Below are 17,075 nucleotides of genomic sequence, written 5' to 3' on the forward strand. Positions count from 1 at the left end.
ATCGATCCTGACCGCACCCATGGCGACTTCGCGCCTTCTTGGGCGACTTCGCGTCGACCGACTTCTGGATTCCCGGTTTCCGGATGGAAACCGTTGGCGACATGTTAGCGATCCGTTGGCGCCGCCTGATGGGATCAGTCCATCGGATCTGGCCCGACGGTGCGCGCGTACGACGCGTAACTCGGGGGAGTGTCGCCGCCGTGGCCGGATCCGGGGACAGAGAAGGCCCTGGTCGTCGGAGGTGAGCGACCAGGGCCTTCGTCCGTTCCGGGCCGTTGAACGGCAGCCGTCATACGACAGCCACACGTAGGACGACAGTCGGATGCAGGCAGCCGCCGGACGACAGTCGGACGTCGGACGACCGGTGAGCGCCCGACGGCAATCGGACCTCAGATGACCGGCGGGCGTCAGATGACTGGCGGGCGTCCCAGTCGCGTCAGTCGCCACACCGTCCGCCAGCGCATCGGCCGCCGCTCCCCGCCCGGCTTCCGCACACCTTCCGCGAAGCCGCCGAACCAGGCCCGCAGGCCGCCGATCGACCGCGTCCGTGCGAGCGTGAGCAGCATCCAGATCCCCAAGTGCACGGGGATGAGCGGGAGCGGCAGCCGGCGGCGGGTGAGCCAGACCCGGTTGCGGGCGGTGACCCGGTAGTAGATGGCGTGCCGGGCGGGCGAGGTCTTCGGGTGCTGGAGCAGCAGTTCGGGCTCGTAGAGCACGGTCCACCCGGCGTCGATGGCCCGCCAGGCCATGTCGGTCTCCTCGTGCGCGAAGAAGAACTCGGCGGGCCAGTCCCCGATCTGCGCGAGCATGGGCATCGACAGTGCGTGCCCGCCGCCGAGGAAACCGGTGACGGGCCCGCCCCGCATCGGGTCCTTGGCCCCGACCCGGGGCACATGCCGGCGCTGGGTCTCCCCGTTCTCGTCGGCGATGCGGAAGCCGACGATGCCGAGGCGGGGGTCGGTGGCGTACAGGTCCCGTACCTTGCGCAGCACATCCGCGTCGACCAGCAGCCCGTCGTCGTCGAGCTCGACGACGACGTCCACGTCCCCGAACTCCCCGAGCCGGGCGAGGCCCACGTTCCGCCCGCCCGGGCAGCCGAGGTTCTCGTCGACCTCGATGGTGGTCACGACCCCGGGCAGCCCCAGCCGCTCGGCGAACTCGGGCAGCGGACACCCGTTCCCCACGATCACGATCCGCGCGGGTGCGACGTCCTGCTTGGCCACCGAGGTGAGCAGCGCGTCGACCTCGCGGGGCCGGTTCCCCATGGTCACGACGGCAACGGCGATCCGAGGCCCCTCCGACACGACACCACTCCATCCCAGGCCGACAACTCTGCCCGCGATGCTAACCGTTCACCTTGAGTCCCCCCCAGGTACGCCACCCTTCCTTACTCCCCACACTCCTTACGCAGTTCCTTGCGCCGTACGAACTTCAGTCCCGACCGGTCCTCCCCCGGCGCGGCCACCTTCACATCGACCACCCCGAGCGGCAGGAAGAGCTCGCGCAGGGCGTTCTCCGTGATGTCGCTGCGGTGCCCGGCCGCCTTGCGCGGGCAGGCGATCCAGAGCATCGCGTGATCGGCTTCGCCCTCGCCCTTCCGTGGTCAGGGGCGAACCTACTCGGCGCGGGGGGAACGGCACGGATACGCGCCGGAACGACACGGATACACGCCCGCATTCTCACCGACTCTCACCAGATCCCACCGGCTCTTACCGGGCGCACACCGCACGGCCTCAACCCGCGTACGCGCCCCGCACCTCGAAGTGCTCGACGCGCGACGAGGATGACCGGGCCGTTCCCCTTGGCCCATTCCAGGATCCCGATCAGGTGCGCAGCGTTGTCGGCCGGCCTGACGCCCTTGATCGAAGTGCCTCTCGGAGAGAGCACAAGATAATCACAACAACCCGGCTGCTGACGGGCCCCGCTCATCGCAACCAGCCAGTGACCAGCACGGATGTCCCCGGCGGGCCAACTTGACATACAGGTGGGGACTTTACGTGCACATTACGTGTCCATATGATGTCCGCGCATGACCGGTCCTGACCAGCCCGTGTCTGTGCACATCTATCAGCGACCGGGGGAACACTGTCGTTGACGGGGAAGGTTCGCTTCGTCATGCCGCCGTAGCCGTTCGTACGGCTACTGGGCTGCTCTTCGGCTGTTCTTCGGTGCTCTCCCGGCACGCATCCCCCTTGACGAAGACAAGGATGCTTCTTTGCGTTCCAAACCATGGTCCGGCCTGACCAGATCACGCAGTTCAGGGTTTGTGACCACCTCCGCCGTGGCGTTGGCGGTGCTGGCCGGGTTGGCAGTCCAGCCCGGTGCGTCGCCGCTGCGGGACGAGCCGGCGAGTGACTCCTACCCCTGGTACGAGGACACGGCTGCCGAGCAGTTGCGGCAGGACGAGTGTCTGATGACCGATGTGCTGCGGCTGGGCGGCGCGTCGATGGCTGCGACCGCGCAGGACGGCCTCAACCAGACGCCGGAGAAGCTGCATGTCGCGGCCGACCGGAAGAACTGGGAGAAGACGCCGCTGGCCGTCGCCTACAAGGCGGACAAGGACGCGGCGAGCAAGGAGAGCGCGGCGCTGTCCGCGCTCCAGGAGTCCTGGAAGAAGCCGCTGGACGGTCTGGCGACGCCGGGCGGGTTCACGGATACCGGGTTCCACTGGCCGCCGGGCACCAGTAACGACGGGCAGCAGTCGTTCTACGGGCAGACCGGTCTGACGTCGTGGATCTCGGACCGGTACTGGCGGACCGACTCCGACTTCTACGACGACGAGACCCCGGCGGCCGACGAGAAGACCCTCGCTGCCGTCGACCAGGTGGGCGCCTCCCTGTACGGGCAGGACCCCAGCTCGGTGGGCAAGACCCGGGAGGAGTTCAACCAGGCGCTGGCCGAGCACGCCGCGTTCGAGTGGATGCACGGCCGTCCCAGTGCGAACCCGGGTGCGGACGACGCGCGGATCTTCCTGGCCTCGGGCGGCTTCCCGCGCACCGCACCGCAGCCGGGCACGCCCGAGTACCGGATCGCGGTGGAGGACGTGAAGTCCCGCTTCGCCGCGTGCGGCTGGCGTGACCCGCTGGATCCGAACGGCGTGCTGGATGACATCACGTCCACCGCGGCCGGCGAGTGGCAGCAGGAGATCGCCTCCCAGGCCAGTCAGCGCAACCAGATCCTCGATGCCAACAAGGCAGCGGTCGACGCGCTGGCCAAGGGCACCAAGGCCCTGGGCGAGATGCTCGGGCACTCCTGGATCGCCGACCACGCCACCCGCTGGCAGGACTACTGGTCCGCGGGCGGTATCGGTTACATCGGCGACGCCCCGCTGACGATCGAGATCCCCGGCGCCAAGGGCAAGTGCCTGGACGTGGAGGGCGGCGGCACGGCCAACGGCACCGCGGTCCAGGTCTACACCTGCAACGGCGGCTCGGCGCAGGAGTGGCAGTTGGGGGGCTCGTACGACGGCGGCTACGCCCTGGCGAACACCAAGTCGCTGAAGTGCCTGGACGTGGCCGGCGGCAAGAACGCCGACGGTACGAAAATCCAGATCTCGAGCTGCAACGGCAGCAAGGCGCAGCAGTGGGACTTCGATGTGCGGGCGACGGGCGTGTTCCGTAACGCCGCGACGGACAAGTGCCTGAACCTGCCCTCGTTCGACAACAGCACGAACTCCTCGTTGCTGGCCTGCAACAGCTCGGCCTCGCAGAAGCTGCGCATCGTGCCCAAGGGGCACACCGGCGACACCAGGTTGGGCTACCCGGACAAGGCGCAGTTCACCCAGGCGAAGAACGGGGTGACCGCCGCCCAGACCGGCGCGAAGAGCCAGCTGGCCGTGCTCAAGGCGCAGTTGGCCGCCGCGCAGAAGGCCGCGACCAGTTCGGACGCCGCGCTGCAGACCGCGTACAACACCGCGGACGCCAATGGCGCGCCGAGGGGTCGGGGTCTGCTGGTGGGTCAGCAGAAGGCGCAGGTGACCGAGGGTGCGGTCGCGGCTCTGACGGCGTTGGTGAAGGCCGGTGAGACGGCCGAGGCCGCCACCCGGGCTGCCGCCGGGGACAGTGCGACCATCGCGCAACGTGCGCTGGCGCAGGCCGCGCAGGCCAAGGCGGAATTCCGCAAGGAGGCCGCGAAGACGGCCGAGTTCCAGGCCAAGGCGGCCGCGGACGCGGCCAAGGTACACCGGGACAACGCCAAGAAGGACAAGGAGACCGCGGAGGCCAAGCTCACCGTCGCGCTCGCGGCCGAAGGTGACGCGCAGGCGGCCGCCGCCGACGCCCACGCCAAGCGGCTCACCGCGGAGGCCGAGGAGAAGACGGCCAAGGCCGAGAAGGAGACGGCCGCCGCCGAGCAGGCCGAGGCCGCCGAGCACAGGAAGAACGCCGAGGCCGAGGCGACCAAGGCCAGTGACGCCAAGGACCGGGCCGAGGCCGACGAGAAGACCGCCCAGGGCAAACGGGACGACGCGGTCAAGGCCAGGGACCACGCCAAGGCCATGCGCGACGACGCCTGGGACGCGCGGCAGGAGGCCAACGCCAAGCGAGCGAAGGCCGACGCCAAGGACGCTTACGCCGACAAGCTCAGCTCCGGCTCCGCGGCAGAGGACGCCCGCGCGGCCGCGAACGAGGCGGACAAGGCCGCCGACGACGCCGAGACCGCGGCGGACAAGGCCGGTTCCGAGGCCAATGCCGCCACCGAGGCCGCAGCCGCGGCGGACGCCGCCGCCACCCGCGCCGAGGCGGCCGCCAAGCGCGCCCGCGCCGCCTCCGATGCCGCCCAGGCCGACAAGCTCAAGGCCGACGCCGCGGTGAAGACCGCGACGGCCGCGGTCGCCGACGCCATCAAGGCGTCCCAGGACGCCGCCGCCGAGGCCCAGGCCGCGGTCAAACTCGCCGACGAGGCCGAACAGCACGCCAAGGACGCCAAGACCCAGGCCGACGCCGCCAACGCGGAAGCCGTGAAGGCCATCGCCGCAACGGCCAAGGCCGCCGGTTTCGCTCACGTCACCGCCCAGGCCGCTGTCGACGCCGCCAAAGCGGCCGAACAGGTCGCGGCCCCCGCCAACGACGCCATCCAGCTCGGCTCTCCTTACGTCGACACCGACTCCGCCGCCGGCCTGGTCGTCCTGACCGGACAGGCGTCGAAGTCGATCGCGGAGCAGCAGCAGGCCGTCGCACAGGCGCACGCCGGCAACGCCGCCGCCGAGGCCCAGGCCGCCAAGAACCTCGCCGACCAGGCACAGGGCGACAGCAAGGAGGCCTACCAGCACGCCGCGAACGCCGCCCAGTACGCGGCCGACGCCCGCACCTACTCCAAGGAAGCCCTCGGCTACGCGGCCGACGCCGCCACCGCCGCTTCCAAGGCGGCCGCCTCGCTGGCCCGCACCATCGACTACGACAAGCAGGCCGCCGCCGACGCCGCAGCCGCCGACAAGGCAGCCGGCAACGCGGAGGGTTACGCCAAGGGCGCCCGCGACTCCGCCGACCAGGCCGAACTCGACGCCTCGGCCGCCCGCGCCGCAGCCGCCCAGGCCGAACAGGACGCCAAGGACGCCCGCGCCGCCGCCACCCGCGCCGACACCGCCGCCACCGAAGCCGAACAAGCGGCCAAAGACGCCGACAAGTACTCCAAGGAAGCCCAACAGGCCGCCACGGAAGCGGAGGCGGCTCAGGCCAGCAAGAACGTCAAGGACGGCTCGGGGACCGGTGTCGGCGGGGTCTTCTCCGTCATCGACGAGATCAGGCAGCGCGGGGAGCCCGAGCGCCTCCCCAACGAGTGCCACGACGTCGTCGTCTGCGACAAGATGGTGTACGTCGCGCACTTCGACGCGGTGGTCAGCTTCTACCTGTGCGCAAACCCCGATGTGCCCGCCACCCCGGCCGGCTGCCCGTCCGACGACACGTACTTCCTGAAGACGGTCACCATCAAGGACCAGACCAAGACGGTCAAGATCTCCACATGGGACGCGACCGTCGACGTCTGGAAGGGCATCGCCAAGTCGATCAAGGGTGACTTCACCGGCTGTTACCACAAGGCCTTCGGCGGCGGCGAGGGCAATGCGAGCGACTGCTTCTGGGCCGCGACCTGGCTCCCGCTCGGCGGTCCCATCGGCAAGGTCGCCGAAGCGATCCGTGCCGTGGACGCCGCCATGCGCACCGGCATCGGCGTCGCTGACGCGATGAAGGCACTGCGTGCTCTGGACATCGACGCGGAGGCGTTGGCGAGCATCGAGCGGTCGGTGAATGCCTACGAAGAATCCCGCATGGCATGCCGGCCCAACAGCTTCCCCGGCGCCACGCACGTGTTGATGGCCGATGGCACGACCAAGGAGATCAAGGACGTCAGGGCCGGTGACACGGTCCTCGCCACCGATCCCGGAAGCGGCCGGACCGCAGGCCGCACTGTCACCGACACCATCTACACGCCGGACGACACCGACTTCGCCGACATCAGGATCGACGCCGGCCGGTCACGGATCACCGCCACACAGCACCACCCGTTCTGGTCGCCCAGCGCCCACCGATGGATCGACGCCGGCGATCTCAGGCCCGGCCAGACGCTGCGCACCAGCAGCGGAGAGACCGTCACCGTCGTAGGCGTCCACCGCTACCAGCGGCTCCACTCCGCCTACAACCTCAGCGTCGCCGACATCCACACCTACTATGTGCTGGCGGGGACCACGCCGGTTCTCGTGCACAACACGTTCTGCCCGGTCGGCTTCGTCGACCTGGGCGGCGGCAAGCTCCAATCGCCCGGCGGGCTGATCTACGGTTTCGACAGGAAGTTCGGCAACAAGATCGACCATGTGCTCGCCCACACGGTGCCCGATGCCTCCAGAGCGACGCACACGGTGTTCATCGAGAAGGACCCCGGCAAGGTTCTCGCCCTGGTGGACGAGGCGTGGGCCATGCAGAGCAAGGCGATAAAGGATCCCGCGGATGCTTTCAGGTTCGTCTTCCCCATGGGAAGAGCAATCGGGACCAGGGGAGAGGAGTATCTGCAGATTGCGGTCAATCCGCAGACCAAGGAGATTCTGAGCGCCTATCCGGTGGCTGCGCCATAGCGGTCCGCGCCGCGTCGTAGAAGAAGCAGAAGAACGGGACTCGGCCGGCGCTGTACGGCGTCGGCCGAGTCCCGGACTCGACGAGCGTGAGGCAAAGTGATTCCACCATGCACAGCGACATGACTCAACGGATCAAAGAACTGCTGGACAGTGACTTCTCAGCGGCGTCCGCACTTGGCGAAGAGATCCAGCATCGGGTTTCGTCCGGAGACTTCGAGTGGGCGACGCTGCTCGGCGCGGAGCTCGCCCGGCGGGCCGCCCATGAAGGCGAGGATTCATCTGAACACGCCTTCCTGCTCTACCGGTTGCAGACAGCTCTTGCCACAACGGCGGGACAGCAGAGCCTGCGCGCTTTGATGTGCCTGCCAAGCAGCCTGCAGGCCGGAGAGTCGGCACAGACCAGGGCTGAGCGACGCCTGGCCCACATGGTGGCCCTGGGGCATCGGCCTGCGGACATCGTCCCGGTCGTCTACGGCGAGCAGCTCGGCACTGCGGCGTCGGACGAGTTCAAGGCCTGCCTGCTGCAAGAGCTGGTACTCGAAGACGTCGCAGTCCCGGAGTACCCCCTTCTGCGGTCCTTCGGCGAAGCGCTCGTGACGGAGGAGCATCCGCTCGCGCCCCTGCCGCTCCACCTGCTGCCGACGGAGCGTGCGCTGCTCAGGCCGACGCACGCTCCGCACGACTGGACGTGGGCCTTGCCCCCGGCAACGGTGGAGAAGCACAGCGACCAACCCGAACTCCGTGTCTCGCCGGAGATGCGCCGGCGCAGTGTCGCGGTCGATCCGGCGGACATCACCGTTCCGGAGGTGGCCGAGGCCATGAGCGCTGCGGTGCGGCACTGGCTCGAGGAGTCCAACGGCATGGTCGCCGCGCAGGAGTTCTGGTCCGCGTCCCCTGTCTCACCGGACGACTTCGCAGCCGTCTTCGAGCGGCTGGCACTCACAGCATGGCCAACGGGAGAGACCAGGGCTCGGCTGCACCCGGCCACCTCCGACAGGGTGCTGCAGGTGCTGCTCACCGCGGCGGTGCGCAGCCCCGCCTACGGCAACGGCATGTTCGGTGCGTATGGGCGGCTCGCTGCCTGGCGCTCCCTCGGCGGCCTGGTCGGCGCCGCCCCGGACGCGCCGATCAACCACACGGCCATGCTGGTCGAACAGGCACACTGGTTCATCGCCGACCCCTCATCGGATTGGTTCCACCAAGTGGCCTGGGACCTCGCCGTGGCCGCCTTGCGACCGGGCGGGCAGGAGATCACAGTCCTCACTGCCACGGACACCGACTGATTCCAGCAGCACCTTTTGATGTCAGCGGCTCCGCAGTCCCCCGCGAGGGCTGACAGCCCCTCGCCCGCCGAATCCAGAGTGGGTTCGGCGGGCGAGGCGCCAGGAAAGCCACGCCTTCCACACCGACGAATGGCTCTCCACCCACTGCTTCGCCACGTCCGGCGGACTCATCTTCTTGTCGGCGATCATCAGGGAGACCTCGTTCTGGTCCTCCGTCGTCCACTTGAACCTTTCAGGAAGACGGCCGCCTTGCCGCCGTCGTGGGCCAAGTCGGCGTTGATGAGGTACTTCCGCAGCGGGGTGTGCGGATAGGCGCAGGCCACCTTCGCCGCGTCCGCGTCGCAGCCGTCCTTGTACGGGGGCAGCTTCATCTCGGTCATCGGGATCTTCTTGAACAGCCACTGGGGCGCGTACCAGTAGGTGAGGAAGAGCTTCTTCTCCTCGGCGAACTGGCGGATCTGGGTGATCTGCGCGGCCTCGGAGCCGGCGAACACCACCTGGTTGGCTTGAGGTTGGTCACCAGCGCCTTGTCGTTGGTGACGTAGGACGGGGAGCCGTCCATCAGCTGGCCCTTTCCGCCGCTCTCCGCGGTGCGGAAGAGCGAGGCGTACTTGTTCAGGTTCTTCCAGTCCATGATGTCCGGGTGCTGCTCGGCGAGGTACGTCCGGACGTACCAGCCGATGTGCCCGGTCACCCCGAGGTCGCCGCCGTGCGCGATGGTCTTCTTGTCGTCGACGGACCGCTTCTCCTGGTCGGGATGGCCCCAGTCCTCCAGGATCGCGTCGACGCGGCCCTGGCTGAGCGCGTCCCAGGCGGGGACCGCGTCGACCTGCACGATGTCGACGCGGTAGCCCACCTTGTGCTCCAGGGGTCACGTCCACGGACGTGGTGTACGGCGGGTTGTTGAGGCCGTCGCTGGTCGGGGTGGTTTGACCAGGCATGCGGGTGGTGTGGGACATGAAGGAGCGGCCATCGGATGAGCCTTTCGGACGTACCGATCAAAGCCCGTCCGTGGAGGTTCCCGATGACCGCTCCGCACAGTGTGTCCTTCCCCGAGCTGCTGGAGGACTATCTCGCCTCGGCGAGTCCCGATCTCGTCCGGCAGATGCTGACCACCTTCGCGAACGCGCTGATGAGCGCGGACGTGCAGGAACAGTGCAACGCCGAGTACCGCGAAGTGACACCGGAGCGCGTCAACCGCCGCAACGGCTACCGGCCCCGCGAGTGGGACACCCGGGCCGGGACCGTCGAACTGGCCGTGCCCCGGCTGCGCGAAGGAAGCTACTTCCCCGAGTGGCTGCTGGAACGCCGCCGCCGTTCCGAGCAGGCCCTGATGTCCGTGATCGCCACCTGCTACGTGCGGGGAGTCAGCACGCGCCGGGTCGAGGGCATCGCCAAAGACCTCGGTGTCACCCAGCTGTCGAAGTCCCAAGTCTCCAATCTGGACAAGCACTTGGACGGGCAGCTGGACGCGTGGCGCAACCGTCCCCTGGATGCCGGCCCGTATGTGTTCGTGTGGGCCGACGCACTGACCATGAAGGTCCGTGAGGACGGCCGGGTGGTCAACATCGCCTGCCTGGTCGCGGTCGCCGTCACCAGTGAGGGCCGCCGCGAGGTCATCGGCCTGGACGCCGTGACCAGTGAGGACGGGCCCGGCTGGCTGGCGTTCTTCCGCTCCCTGACTGCCCGCGGCCTGTCCGGAGTCAAGCTCGTCATCTCCGACGCGCACGAGGGCCTGGTCAACGCGATCGGCGCCACGCTGCCCGGTTCCTCCTGGCAACGCTGTCGAACGCACTACGCCCGAAATTTGGCCTCCTGCGTTCCAAAGAGCGCGGTCAGCGGGGTGATGACACTGCTGCGGACCGTGTTCGAACAGCCCGACGCCGAAGCGATCCAGCGGCAGATGGACCAGGTGATCGACTCGCTGTCCGTGCGCTTCCCCAAAGCCTCCCTCCATCTGGAAGAGGCCCGGGAAGACCTGCTGGCCTTCACCCACTTCCCCCAGCAGGTCTGGAAGCAGATCTGGTCGAACAACCCACAAGAGCGGCTGAACAAGGAGATCCGCCGCCGCACCGACGTCGTCGGCATCTTCCCCGACCGCGACGCGGTCCTCCGCCTGGTCACCGCCGTGCTCGCCGAGCAGACCGACGAATGGACCGAACAACGCCGCTACATCGGCCCCGACATCCTCGCCAACTGCACCGGCACTGCATCAGCCGAGACCGACACCCCCGAGCCCGAAGGACCGCCCGCACTCCGCAACTGAGCTATGTGAGTGACCACGGCTGACGCCCCTCATAGCGTCAGCCGTACACCACGTCCGTGGACGTGACCGATGACACCGATGCCGTCGGTGATGGGGATGCTGGAGGAGCGGGAGGCGGCTGCCCAGGTGCGGGCGGAGGAGCTTTGCGCGGAGATGGAGCGGATCGCGGCTGAACTCGTTGAGGCGGAGGCCGGGCGTGAGTAGTTGAGGTACAGGAAATCCCGGTGAGAATGATCATGGTCGTCTAGCACACGTGATCGGCCTGGTGCGGGGGTTCGGAGGAAGATCCTCGATTGCTGTCGGGGCATGGCTACCGTCCCTGACACTTCTGGCCTGCGTATAGATAAAGGCCGAGGCGTACGGGAAGTTCACCGAGGTGCCCACCCGCCCGGAACTGGAGCGGTTCTTCTTCCTCGACGATGACGACCGTGACCTGATCGCCCTGCGTCGTACGGACGCACATCGCCTGGGCATGGCCCTGCAGATCTGCACGGTCCGCTACATCGGCCGGTTCCTGGGTGAGGGCCCACTCGCGGTGCCGTGGGAGGCCGTGGAGTATCTGGCCGGGCAGCTCGGCATCGCCGACGCCTCGTGCGTGAAGCGGTACCCGGAGCGCCGATGGACGGTGTATGAGCACGCGGCGGAGATCCAGAAGCGGTTCAAGTACCGGGACTTCACGGATCGGAAGTGGGGGCGGTTCCGCGGCTTCCTGTACGGGCGGGCGTGGACACATGCCGAGGGGCCTGTGGCGCTGTTCAACCACGCGGTGACGTGGCTGCGGAAGAACCGGGTGCTACTGCCCGGCGTTTCGGTGTTGGCCCGGCAGGTGTCGGAGGCCCGGACGGTTGCCGAGCGGCGCTTGTACGAGGCGGTGGCCCGCGCCGCGTCCCGGGCCGATCCGTCGCTCGCGCCGGCGCTGGCTGAGCTGCTGGTCGTGCCGGAGGGCAAGCGGGTCTCTGAGCTGGAGCGGCTGCGTACTCCGCCGACGAAGTCGACGGGTACGGCGATGGTGCGGGCCATGGAGCGGGTGGAGGAGATCTCGGCGTTCGCGCTGGGGCGGGTGAACCTGTCCCGGGTGCCGGTGAACCGGCTGTCCACGCTGGCCCGGTACGGGCAGTTGAGCAAGGCGCAGACGATCGAGCGGGCGCCGGAGCCGCGGCGGACCGCGCTGTTGACGGCGGTGGTGCGTCAGTTGGAGGCGCAGGCGGTCGATGACGCGCTGGACCTGTTCGTGGTGCTGATGGCGAACCGGCTGATCAGCCCGGCGCGGCGGGCGTCGGACCGGGAGCGGCTGGCGATGCTGCCGCAGCTGGAGAAGGCGGCCCGCATTCTGGCGAAGGCGTCGAAGATCCTGACCGAGGAGCTGGACCTGGTCGCCGAGGCCGGGACGGACCTGGACGTCGGCGCCCTGTGGGCGGCGGTGGAGGAGGCCGTGCCGCGTACGGCGGTGTCCTGGGCGGTCGCGACCGTGGAGGCTCTGGTGCCGGAGGACGACGGGTCGGCCGGGGCGGCCATGCGGGAGAAGCTGGCCCTGCGCTACAACACCGTCCGGCCCTTCCTGTCCCTGCTGGGTGAGTCGGACGCGCTCGGTGCGGCCCCGGCCGGGCGGCGGGTGCTCGCCGCGGTACGCCGGCTGCCCGCACTGTCGCGGCGGCGGGTCAAGGACCGGCCGCTGCTGCCCCGCGAGGTCGACGCCGAACTCGTGCCGGCGATGTGGAAGCGGGCGGTGTTCTCCAACTCGAAGCTGCCGCAGGGCGCGGTCGACCGTGACGCATACGTGGTGTGCGTGCTGGAGCAGCTGCACCGCGCGCTGAACCGGCGGGACGTGTTCGCCTCGCCGTCGAACCGGTGGGCGGACCCGCGCGCGAGGCTGCTGGACGGGCCGCGGTGGGAGGCGATGAAGGCGGACGTGCTGGCGGGCCTGTCCCTGTCCGAGGACGCCGCCGAGCACCTGGACCAGCTGGTCCAGGCCCGCCCTGGATGCCACGTGGCGGCAGATGGCCGACCGGCTGGAAGAGGCCGGGGACGACGCGAAGGTGGAGGTCGTCGTCCCCGAGGGCGGCGGCCGCGCCAGGTTGTCGGTGGACAAGCTCGGCGCGGTGGGTGAGCCGGAGTCGCTGACCTGGCTGAAGAACACCACGGAGGCGATGCTCCCCAGGATCGCTTGCTACCGGGCCCTGGGGCCGGGGGCGGGCGGGGTGCGCGGTCACAGGCGCTCTCCCTGCGGCCCGAACATGATCAGGTACTCGACCGGGCCGCCGGGGCCGGCGTTCGCGACCCCATGGGGATTGCGGGTGTCGAACTCGGCGACGTCCCCGGCACTCAGGACGAGGTCCTGGTCGCCGAGTGCGAGCCACAGCCGCCCGTACAGGACGCACAGCCATTCCCAGCCGTCGTGGGAGACCTGCCGAGGCCGCGCGGGCGGCTCCTGGACGGCGGGCAGGACATGTTTGTGGGCGTGCAGGCCCCCGACGTACCGGGTCAGCGGCAGCACCGCCTTGTCGTCGCCGAAACGCTGGAGCGCGGAGGTGCGGGGCTCGGCGGCGGGAGCGGTGCCGGCCAGCTCGTCCAGGGAGACGCCGTACTCCTTCGCCAACTGCAGCACCACTTCCAGAGTGGGCTTGCGTCGGCTGGTCTCGATCCGCGACAGCGTGCTCGGGGAGATGCCGGTCGCGCAGCTGACGCCGGTGAGCGTGGAGCCGCGGTGTTCGCGCGCGGCCCGCAGCCGGGGGCCCATCGCCGCCAGCGTGTCGGCCACGTCGTCGCCTGTCACCCGCTCTGCCCCCTTCCGGACGTGCCGCTCCACCATCCTGTCCTGCAAGTTTGCCAGATTGGCAAGGGTAATCGCGGTGGACGGTCGTCGCGCCGCATGATCGATGCGTACCTGCATCCACCCGCGAACCGAGGAGAAGCCCCCATGCAGCCCGAGCCGTCCGCCGCACTCCGCCACCGCACCGTCGAGGCCCCGGCCGGGCGCCTTCACCTGGTCGAGCAGGGCACCGGCCCGCTGGTCCTGCTTGTGCACGGCTTCCCCGAGTCCTGGTACTCCTGGCGCCACCAGCTCCCGGCCCTCGCCGCGGCCGGCTACCGGGCGGTGGCGATCGACGTGCGCGGCTACGGCCGCTCCTCCAAGCCTGCGGAGACCGACGCCTACCGGATGCTGGACCTGGTGGAGGACAACGTCGCCCTCGTGCACGCCCTCGGCGAGGAGAACGCGGTGGTCGTCGGCCACGACTGGGGCTCCAACATCGCCGCCACCTCCGCCCTGCTCCACCCCGAGGTCTTCCGGGCCGTCGCCCTGCTGAGCGTCCCGTACGCGCCACCCGGCGGCCCCCGCCCCACCGACATCTTCGGCCAGATCGGCGGCCCCGAGCAGGAGTTCTACGTCTCCTACTTCCAGGAGCCCGGCCGCGCCGAGACGGAGATCGAGCCTGACGTGCGGGGCTGGCTCGCGGGCTTCTACGCCGCCCTGTCCGCCGACACCATGCCCGCCCAGGGCGAGCCCGACCCGCACTTCGTCGCCCACGGCGGCCGGCTGCGTGACCGTTTTCCCGCCGGCATCCTCCCGGCCTGGCTGACCGAGGACGACCTCGACGTTTACGCCGGAGAGTTCGAGCGCACGGGTCTGACGGGCGCCCTCAACCGCTACCGCAACGTGGACCGCGACTGGGAGGACCTCGCCCCCCACCGCGGAGCCCCGATCAAGCAGCCGTCCCTGTTCATCGGCGGCGCCCTGGACGCCTCCACCACCTGGATGTCCGACGCTATCGACGCCTTCCCCACCACCCTCCCCGGCCTGACCGCCTCCCACCTCGTAGAGGGCTGCGGCCACTGGATCCAGCAGGAACGCCCCGAGGAGATCAACCGTCTGCTGACCGGCTGGCTCAACACCCTCACGGGTTGAACCGCCAGGCGCGGCCGGGGCCTCTGTACACGGAACAGTTCGGCGCGCGTACCCGAGCGCAGCGGCTACGGCCGGGTGCTGCGTGATTCTCACAAATGAACAGTTGCGAGAGTTCTGCGAGAGGCTCGAAGCCGATCACGATCCGCAGGTCGCCATTCGCAGAAGGCCTCTCAAAACCCGCATGTTGTGCGAGACAGTTCTGACAGACTTCCGGAGTGGATCTGACGCCCGATCAAGCCGCAAACGCGGTAGAACGAAACGACTGTCCGAAGTGTGAAGCCTCGGCTGGCAGTGCTTGCCGCACCCGCGGCGGGAAGACCGCGACGAAGTACCACACCGCCCGCTTCATCCTCGTGCCCGCGCTCCGCGAGGAACTCGACGTCCTCGTGCCGGAGGACCGCGGCCCGGGACGACCCTGGAAGCAGGGTCCGCCCGTGGAGGCGGTGCCGGTCGCCGCGGCGGCCAAGCCGATCCGGATCGGGTACGCGCGCTGCTCGACCGCGCAGCAGGAGTTGCAGAGCCAGCTCGACGCGCTCGAACCGCTCTGCAAGCGGATCTTCTCCGAGAAGATCAGCACGCGGGTGAAGACGCGGCCGAAGCTGGAGCAGGCGCTGAAGCTGGCGTACGACATCAAGGAGGCCGCCCCTGACCAGGAGGTCATCCTCACCGTCCACGAGCTCAAGCGCCTGGCCCGCAACGCCGCCGAGCTGATGACCCTGTCCAACCAGCTCCAGGCCGCCGGCGTCCAGCTCGAACTCCTCACCGGCCCGCTCAGCGGCATCTACGACCCCAACGGCATGGGCGCCATGTTCTTCGCCGTGCTCGCCGTCGCCGCCCAGCTCGACCGCAACTACATCCGGGAGAAGACCCTGGAGGGGCAGCACGCCGCCGCGACCAAGGGCAACCACGGCGGACGGCCGAAGGTCATCGACGACGACATGCTGCTGTTCGCTCGCGCGCTCAAGGACAAGGGCGTACCCGTCCCCGAGATCGCGGGGAAGCTGACGATCAAGACCGGGAAGAACGCCGGACAGCACCCCTCCGTCGCCTCCGTCTACCGCGCGCTCGCGGACGCCGGGGAGACCGGCCAACCGGCCGGGGGCCGGACATCATCGCCTCGCGCCGGCCGACCCGGGTGGACCTCACCGGCCCCGGCAGCGGCACCGACCCCGAGCTGATGGAACGGCTCACCCGGCAGGTCATGGACGGCACCACGGACGACGTGCTGCACACGCTCGTTGAGCAGACCGAGGACGGGACGAACGATGTCGTGGCCGCGCTGCTGGCGCAGGCCCGACGCGAAGGGGAGGACGCGTGATCCCGCTGCCGCCGCACCGAACGAAGGGGCCGGGCCTGCTCGGCGCCGCGCCGGAGCAGCCGATCGGGCCGTTCGGCCGCTGGCCCGAGCCCTGCGAGGCCGAGGATTCAGACACGGACTTCGACCCGGGCGAATAGCCCTCGTCACACACTGGCCCACCCTGCCTACCAGGCCGCCACCGCCGACGGCGACACCCTCACCGTCCACCTGGCCACCGGCCGCCACTACACCCTGGCCCTCACCCCCGCCGCCTGACCTCCGGCCCTCACGCAACGGGCAGGGTCCCCGGCATCGCAACTCATTCAATTCCGGGGGCTTTGTCATGAGTGCTTGTCCGATGCGAGCGGAGGCGAGGCGCCACCCGCTGCCCACGCGTGGCCTGTGCGTACTGCGACGTCGAACCGTGTAGGTTCGTACGGATATTCGCCTTCAAGGGTGGAATCGCCATCCCGTTGGGGTCGGCTGATGTCGAACGCCAGCGCGATCTCGCTGTGGCGCGGCACACTGTCGCCGGAATCAGCTCTCCCGCACCCAGGAGCCGTCCCCGTGGACGAGCGAATCGTCGTCCCCGACCTTGTGGACTGGGCGCTGCCAGTGTGGCGACCACATGTACGAGGCATCCGGTATCCCGGACGATCCCCACCTGTGCCTGCGAGCATTGCCGGAAGCTCGGCGGCACCCCGGCGACGTGGTGGGTGGGCTTCGCGACGGTCACCTGGACCGGCGAGAGCAAGCCGACCTGGTGCGAGACCTTCGAAGGCGAGGCGAAGCGCGGCTTCTGCCCGATCTGTGGCAGCCGCGTCGCGGCGATCGACAGCGACATCCCGGAGACCGGCATCAACGTCACCGCCCTTGACGACACCAGCGGCACAGACCTCTGCGTCTCCAGAGCCTTGATCGCAGCCAGCGCGTTCGTAGCATCCATCATCATCATGCCAGCATCGGCACAAAGCCGACGGATGCCGCAGGGTTTACCTGGTCAACGCGGGTCTATCAGGAATGATTCATGACATTCCATCCTCATTCGGTTTCGCCCGGGCGTATCCGCGGATCGGGGAGGAGGAGTAGCTCGGCAGGACGTGTAGGGGCCTGTGCTTCGCGGTTGGTCTCGGTTGTGTGTCCGGTGTGCCAGGGTCGGTGTGCGTTTCGATCGTGCCCATATCACCCTCGCCGCGCTGGAGGGCGGGGCGCCAGTGACCGGTTGCCGGCGTACCGCAAGATCACGCTGCTGCGGCAGCAAG

The 17,075-nt window shown here is 69.2% G+C and carries 12 protein-coding genes and 2 pseudogenes; 10 read left to right on the plus strand and 4 right to left on the minus strand.

Annotated features, from left to right (window positions below):
* Positions 1 to 407 precede the first annotated feature (407 nt).
* A complete protein-coding gene (locus OG747_RS19400) occupies positions 408 to 1,304 on the minus strand; it encodes a glycosyltransferase family 2 protein (protein ID WP_405880591.1) in 897 nt (298 codons plus the stop codon).
* Positions 1,305 to 1,387: 83 nt separating this feature from the next.
* Positions 1,388 to 1,570, minus strand: a complete 183-nt coding sequence (locus tag OG747_RS19405; RefSeq protein ID WP_405880592.1) for a hypothetical protein — start codon at positions 1,568 to 1,570, stop codon at positions 1,388 to 1,390.
* 843 nt (positions 1,571 to 2,413) lie between these two features.
* Between OG747_RS19405 and OG747_RS19410 the strand changes: the two genes are divergently transcribed.
* Both OG747_RS19410 and OG747_RS19415 read left to right on the plus strand, forming a co-directional pair.
* On the plus strand, positions 2,414 to 7,063 hold the full coding sequence (locus OG747_RS19410) for an RICIN domain-containing protein (protein WP_405885604.1): 4,650 nt from the start codon (positions 2,414 to 2,416) through the stop codon (positions 7,061 to 7,063).
* A 119-nt stretch (positions 7,064 to 7,182) separates the two neighbouring features.
* Complete coding sequence (locus OG747_RS19415; protein WP_405880593.1) at positions 7,183 to 8,346, plus strand: DUF6183 family protein; 1,164 nt, start codon at positions 7,183 to 7,185, stop codon at positions 8,344 to 8,346.
* Between the two features lie 102 nt (positions 8,347 to 8,448).
* Here OG747_RS19415 and OG747_RS19420 read toward each other — a convergent pair.
* A pseudogene (locus tag OG747_RS19420) lies at positions 8,449 to 9,214 on the minus strand (ABC transporter substrate-binding protein); the annotation flags it as partial.
* Positions 9,215 to 9,370: 156 nt separating this feature from the next.
* On the opposite strand from OG747_RS19420, the gene OG747_RS19425 reads away from it, so the two are divergent.
* The 3 genes and pseudogenes from OG747_RS19425 to OG747_RS19435 all read left to right on the plus strand — a co-directional run.
* On the plus strand, positions 9,371 to 10,612 hold the full coding sequence (locus OG747_RS19425; protein ID WP_405880594.1) for an IS256 family transposase: 1,242 nt from the start codon (positions 9,371 to 9,373) through the stop codon (positions 10,610 to 10,612).
* Between the two features lie 69 nt (positions 10,613 to 10,681).
* Positions 10,682 to 10,816: a hypothetical protein gene (locus OG747_RS19430; protein ID WP_405880595.1), complete on the plus strand. Its 135-nt coding sequence runs from the start codon at positions 10,682 to 10,684 to the stop codon at positions 10,814 to 10,816.
* Between the two features lie 139 nt (positions 10,817 to 10,955).
* Positions 10,956 to 12,774, plus strand: a pseudogene (locus tag OG747_RS19435) (DUF4158 domain-containing protein); the annotation flags it as partial.
* A gap of 44 nt (positions 12,775 to 12,818) precedes the next feature.
* On the opposite strand, the gene OG747_RS19440 reads toward OG747_RS19435, so the two are convergent.
* Positions 12,819 to 13,385 (minus strand): helix-turn-helix domain-containing protein, encoded by a 567-nt coding sequence (locus OG747_RS19440; protein ID WP_405880597.1) that lies wholly within the window; start codon positions 13,383 to 13,385, stop codon positions 12,819 to 12,821.
* 144 nt (positions 13,386 to 13,529) lie between these two features.
* Here OG747_RS19440 and OG747_RS19445 point away from each other — a divergent pair, with 144 nt between their 5' ends.
* The 5 genes from OG747_RS19445 (at position 13,530) to OG747_RS19465 (ending at position 16,844) form a co-directional block, all read left to right on the plus strand.
* A complete protein-coding gene (locus OG747_RS19445; protein ID WP_405880598.1) occupies positions 13,530 to 14,516 on the plus strand; it encodes an alpha/beta fold hydrolase in 987 nt (328 codons plus the stop codon).
* Between the two features lie 353 nt (positions 14,517 to 14,869).
* Entirely contained in the window at positions 14,870 to 15,694 is an 825-nt protein-coding gene (locus OG747_RS19450) for a recombinase family protein (protein WP_405880599.1), read from the plus strand.
* On the plus strand, positions 15,694 to 15,834 hold the full coding sequence (locus OG747_RS19455) for a hypothetical protein (RefSeq protein ID WP_405880600.1): 141 nt from the start codon (positions 15,694 to 15,696) through the stop codon (positions 15,832 to 15,834). Before OG747_RS19450 ends, OG747_RS19455 begins: the two co-directional genes overlap by 1 nt.
* Entirely contained in the window at positions 15,831 to 15,971 is a 141-nt protein-coding gene (locus OG747_RS19460; RefSeq protein ID WP_405880601.1) for a hypothetical protein, read from the plus strand. The genes OG747_RS19455 and OG747_RS19460 overlap by 4 nt, the downstream gene beginning before the upstream one ends.
* Positions 15,972 to 16,529: 558 nt before the next feature.
* Positions 16,530 to 16,844 (plus strand): hypothetical protein, encoded by a 315-nt coding sequence (locus OG747_RS19465; RefSeq protein ID WP_405880602.1) that lies wholly within the window; start codon positions 16,530 to 16,532, stop codon positions 16,842 to 16,844.
* Positions 16,845 to 17,075: the final 231 nt, after the last annotated feature.

The sequence above is a fragment of the Streptomyces sp. NBC_01384 genome (assembly GCF_045040035.1).
Classification (GTDB): domain Bacteria; phylum Actinomycetota; class Actinomycetes; order Streptomycetales; family Streptomycetaceae; genus Streptomyces.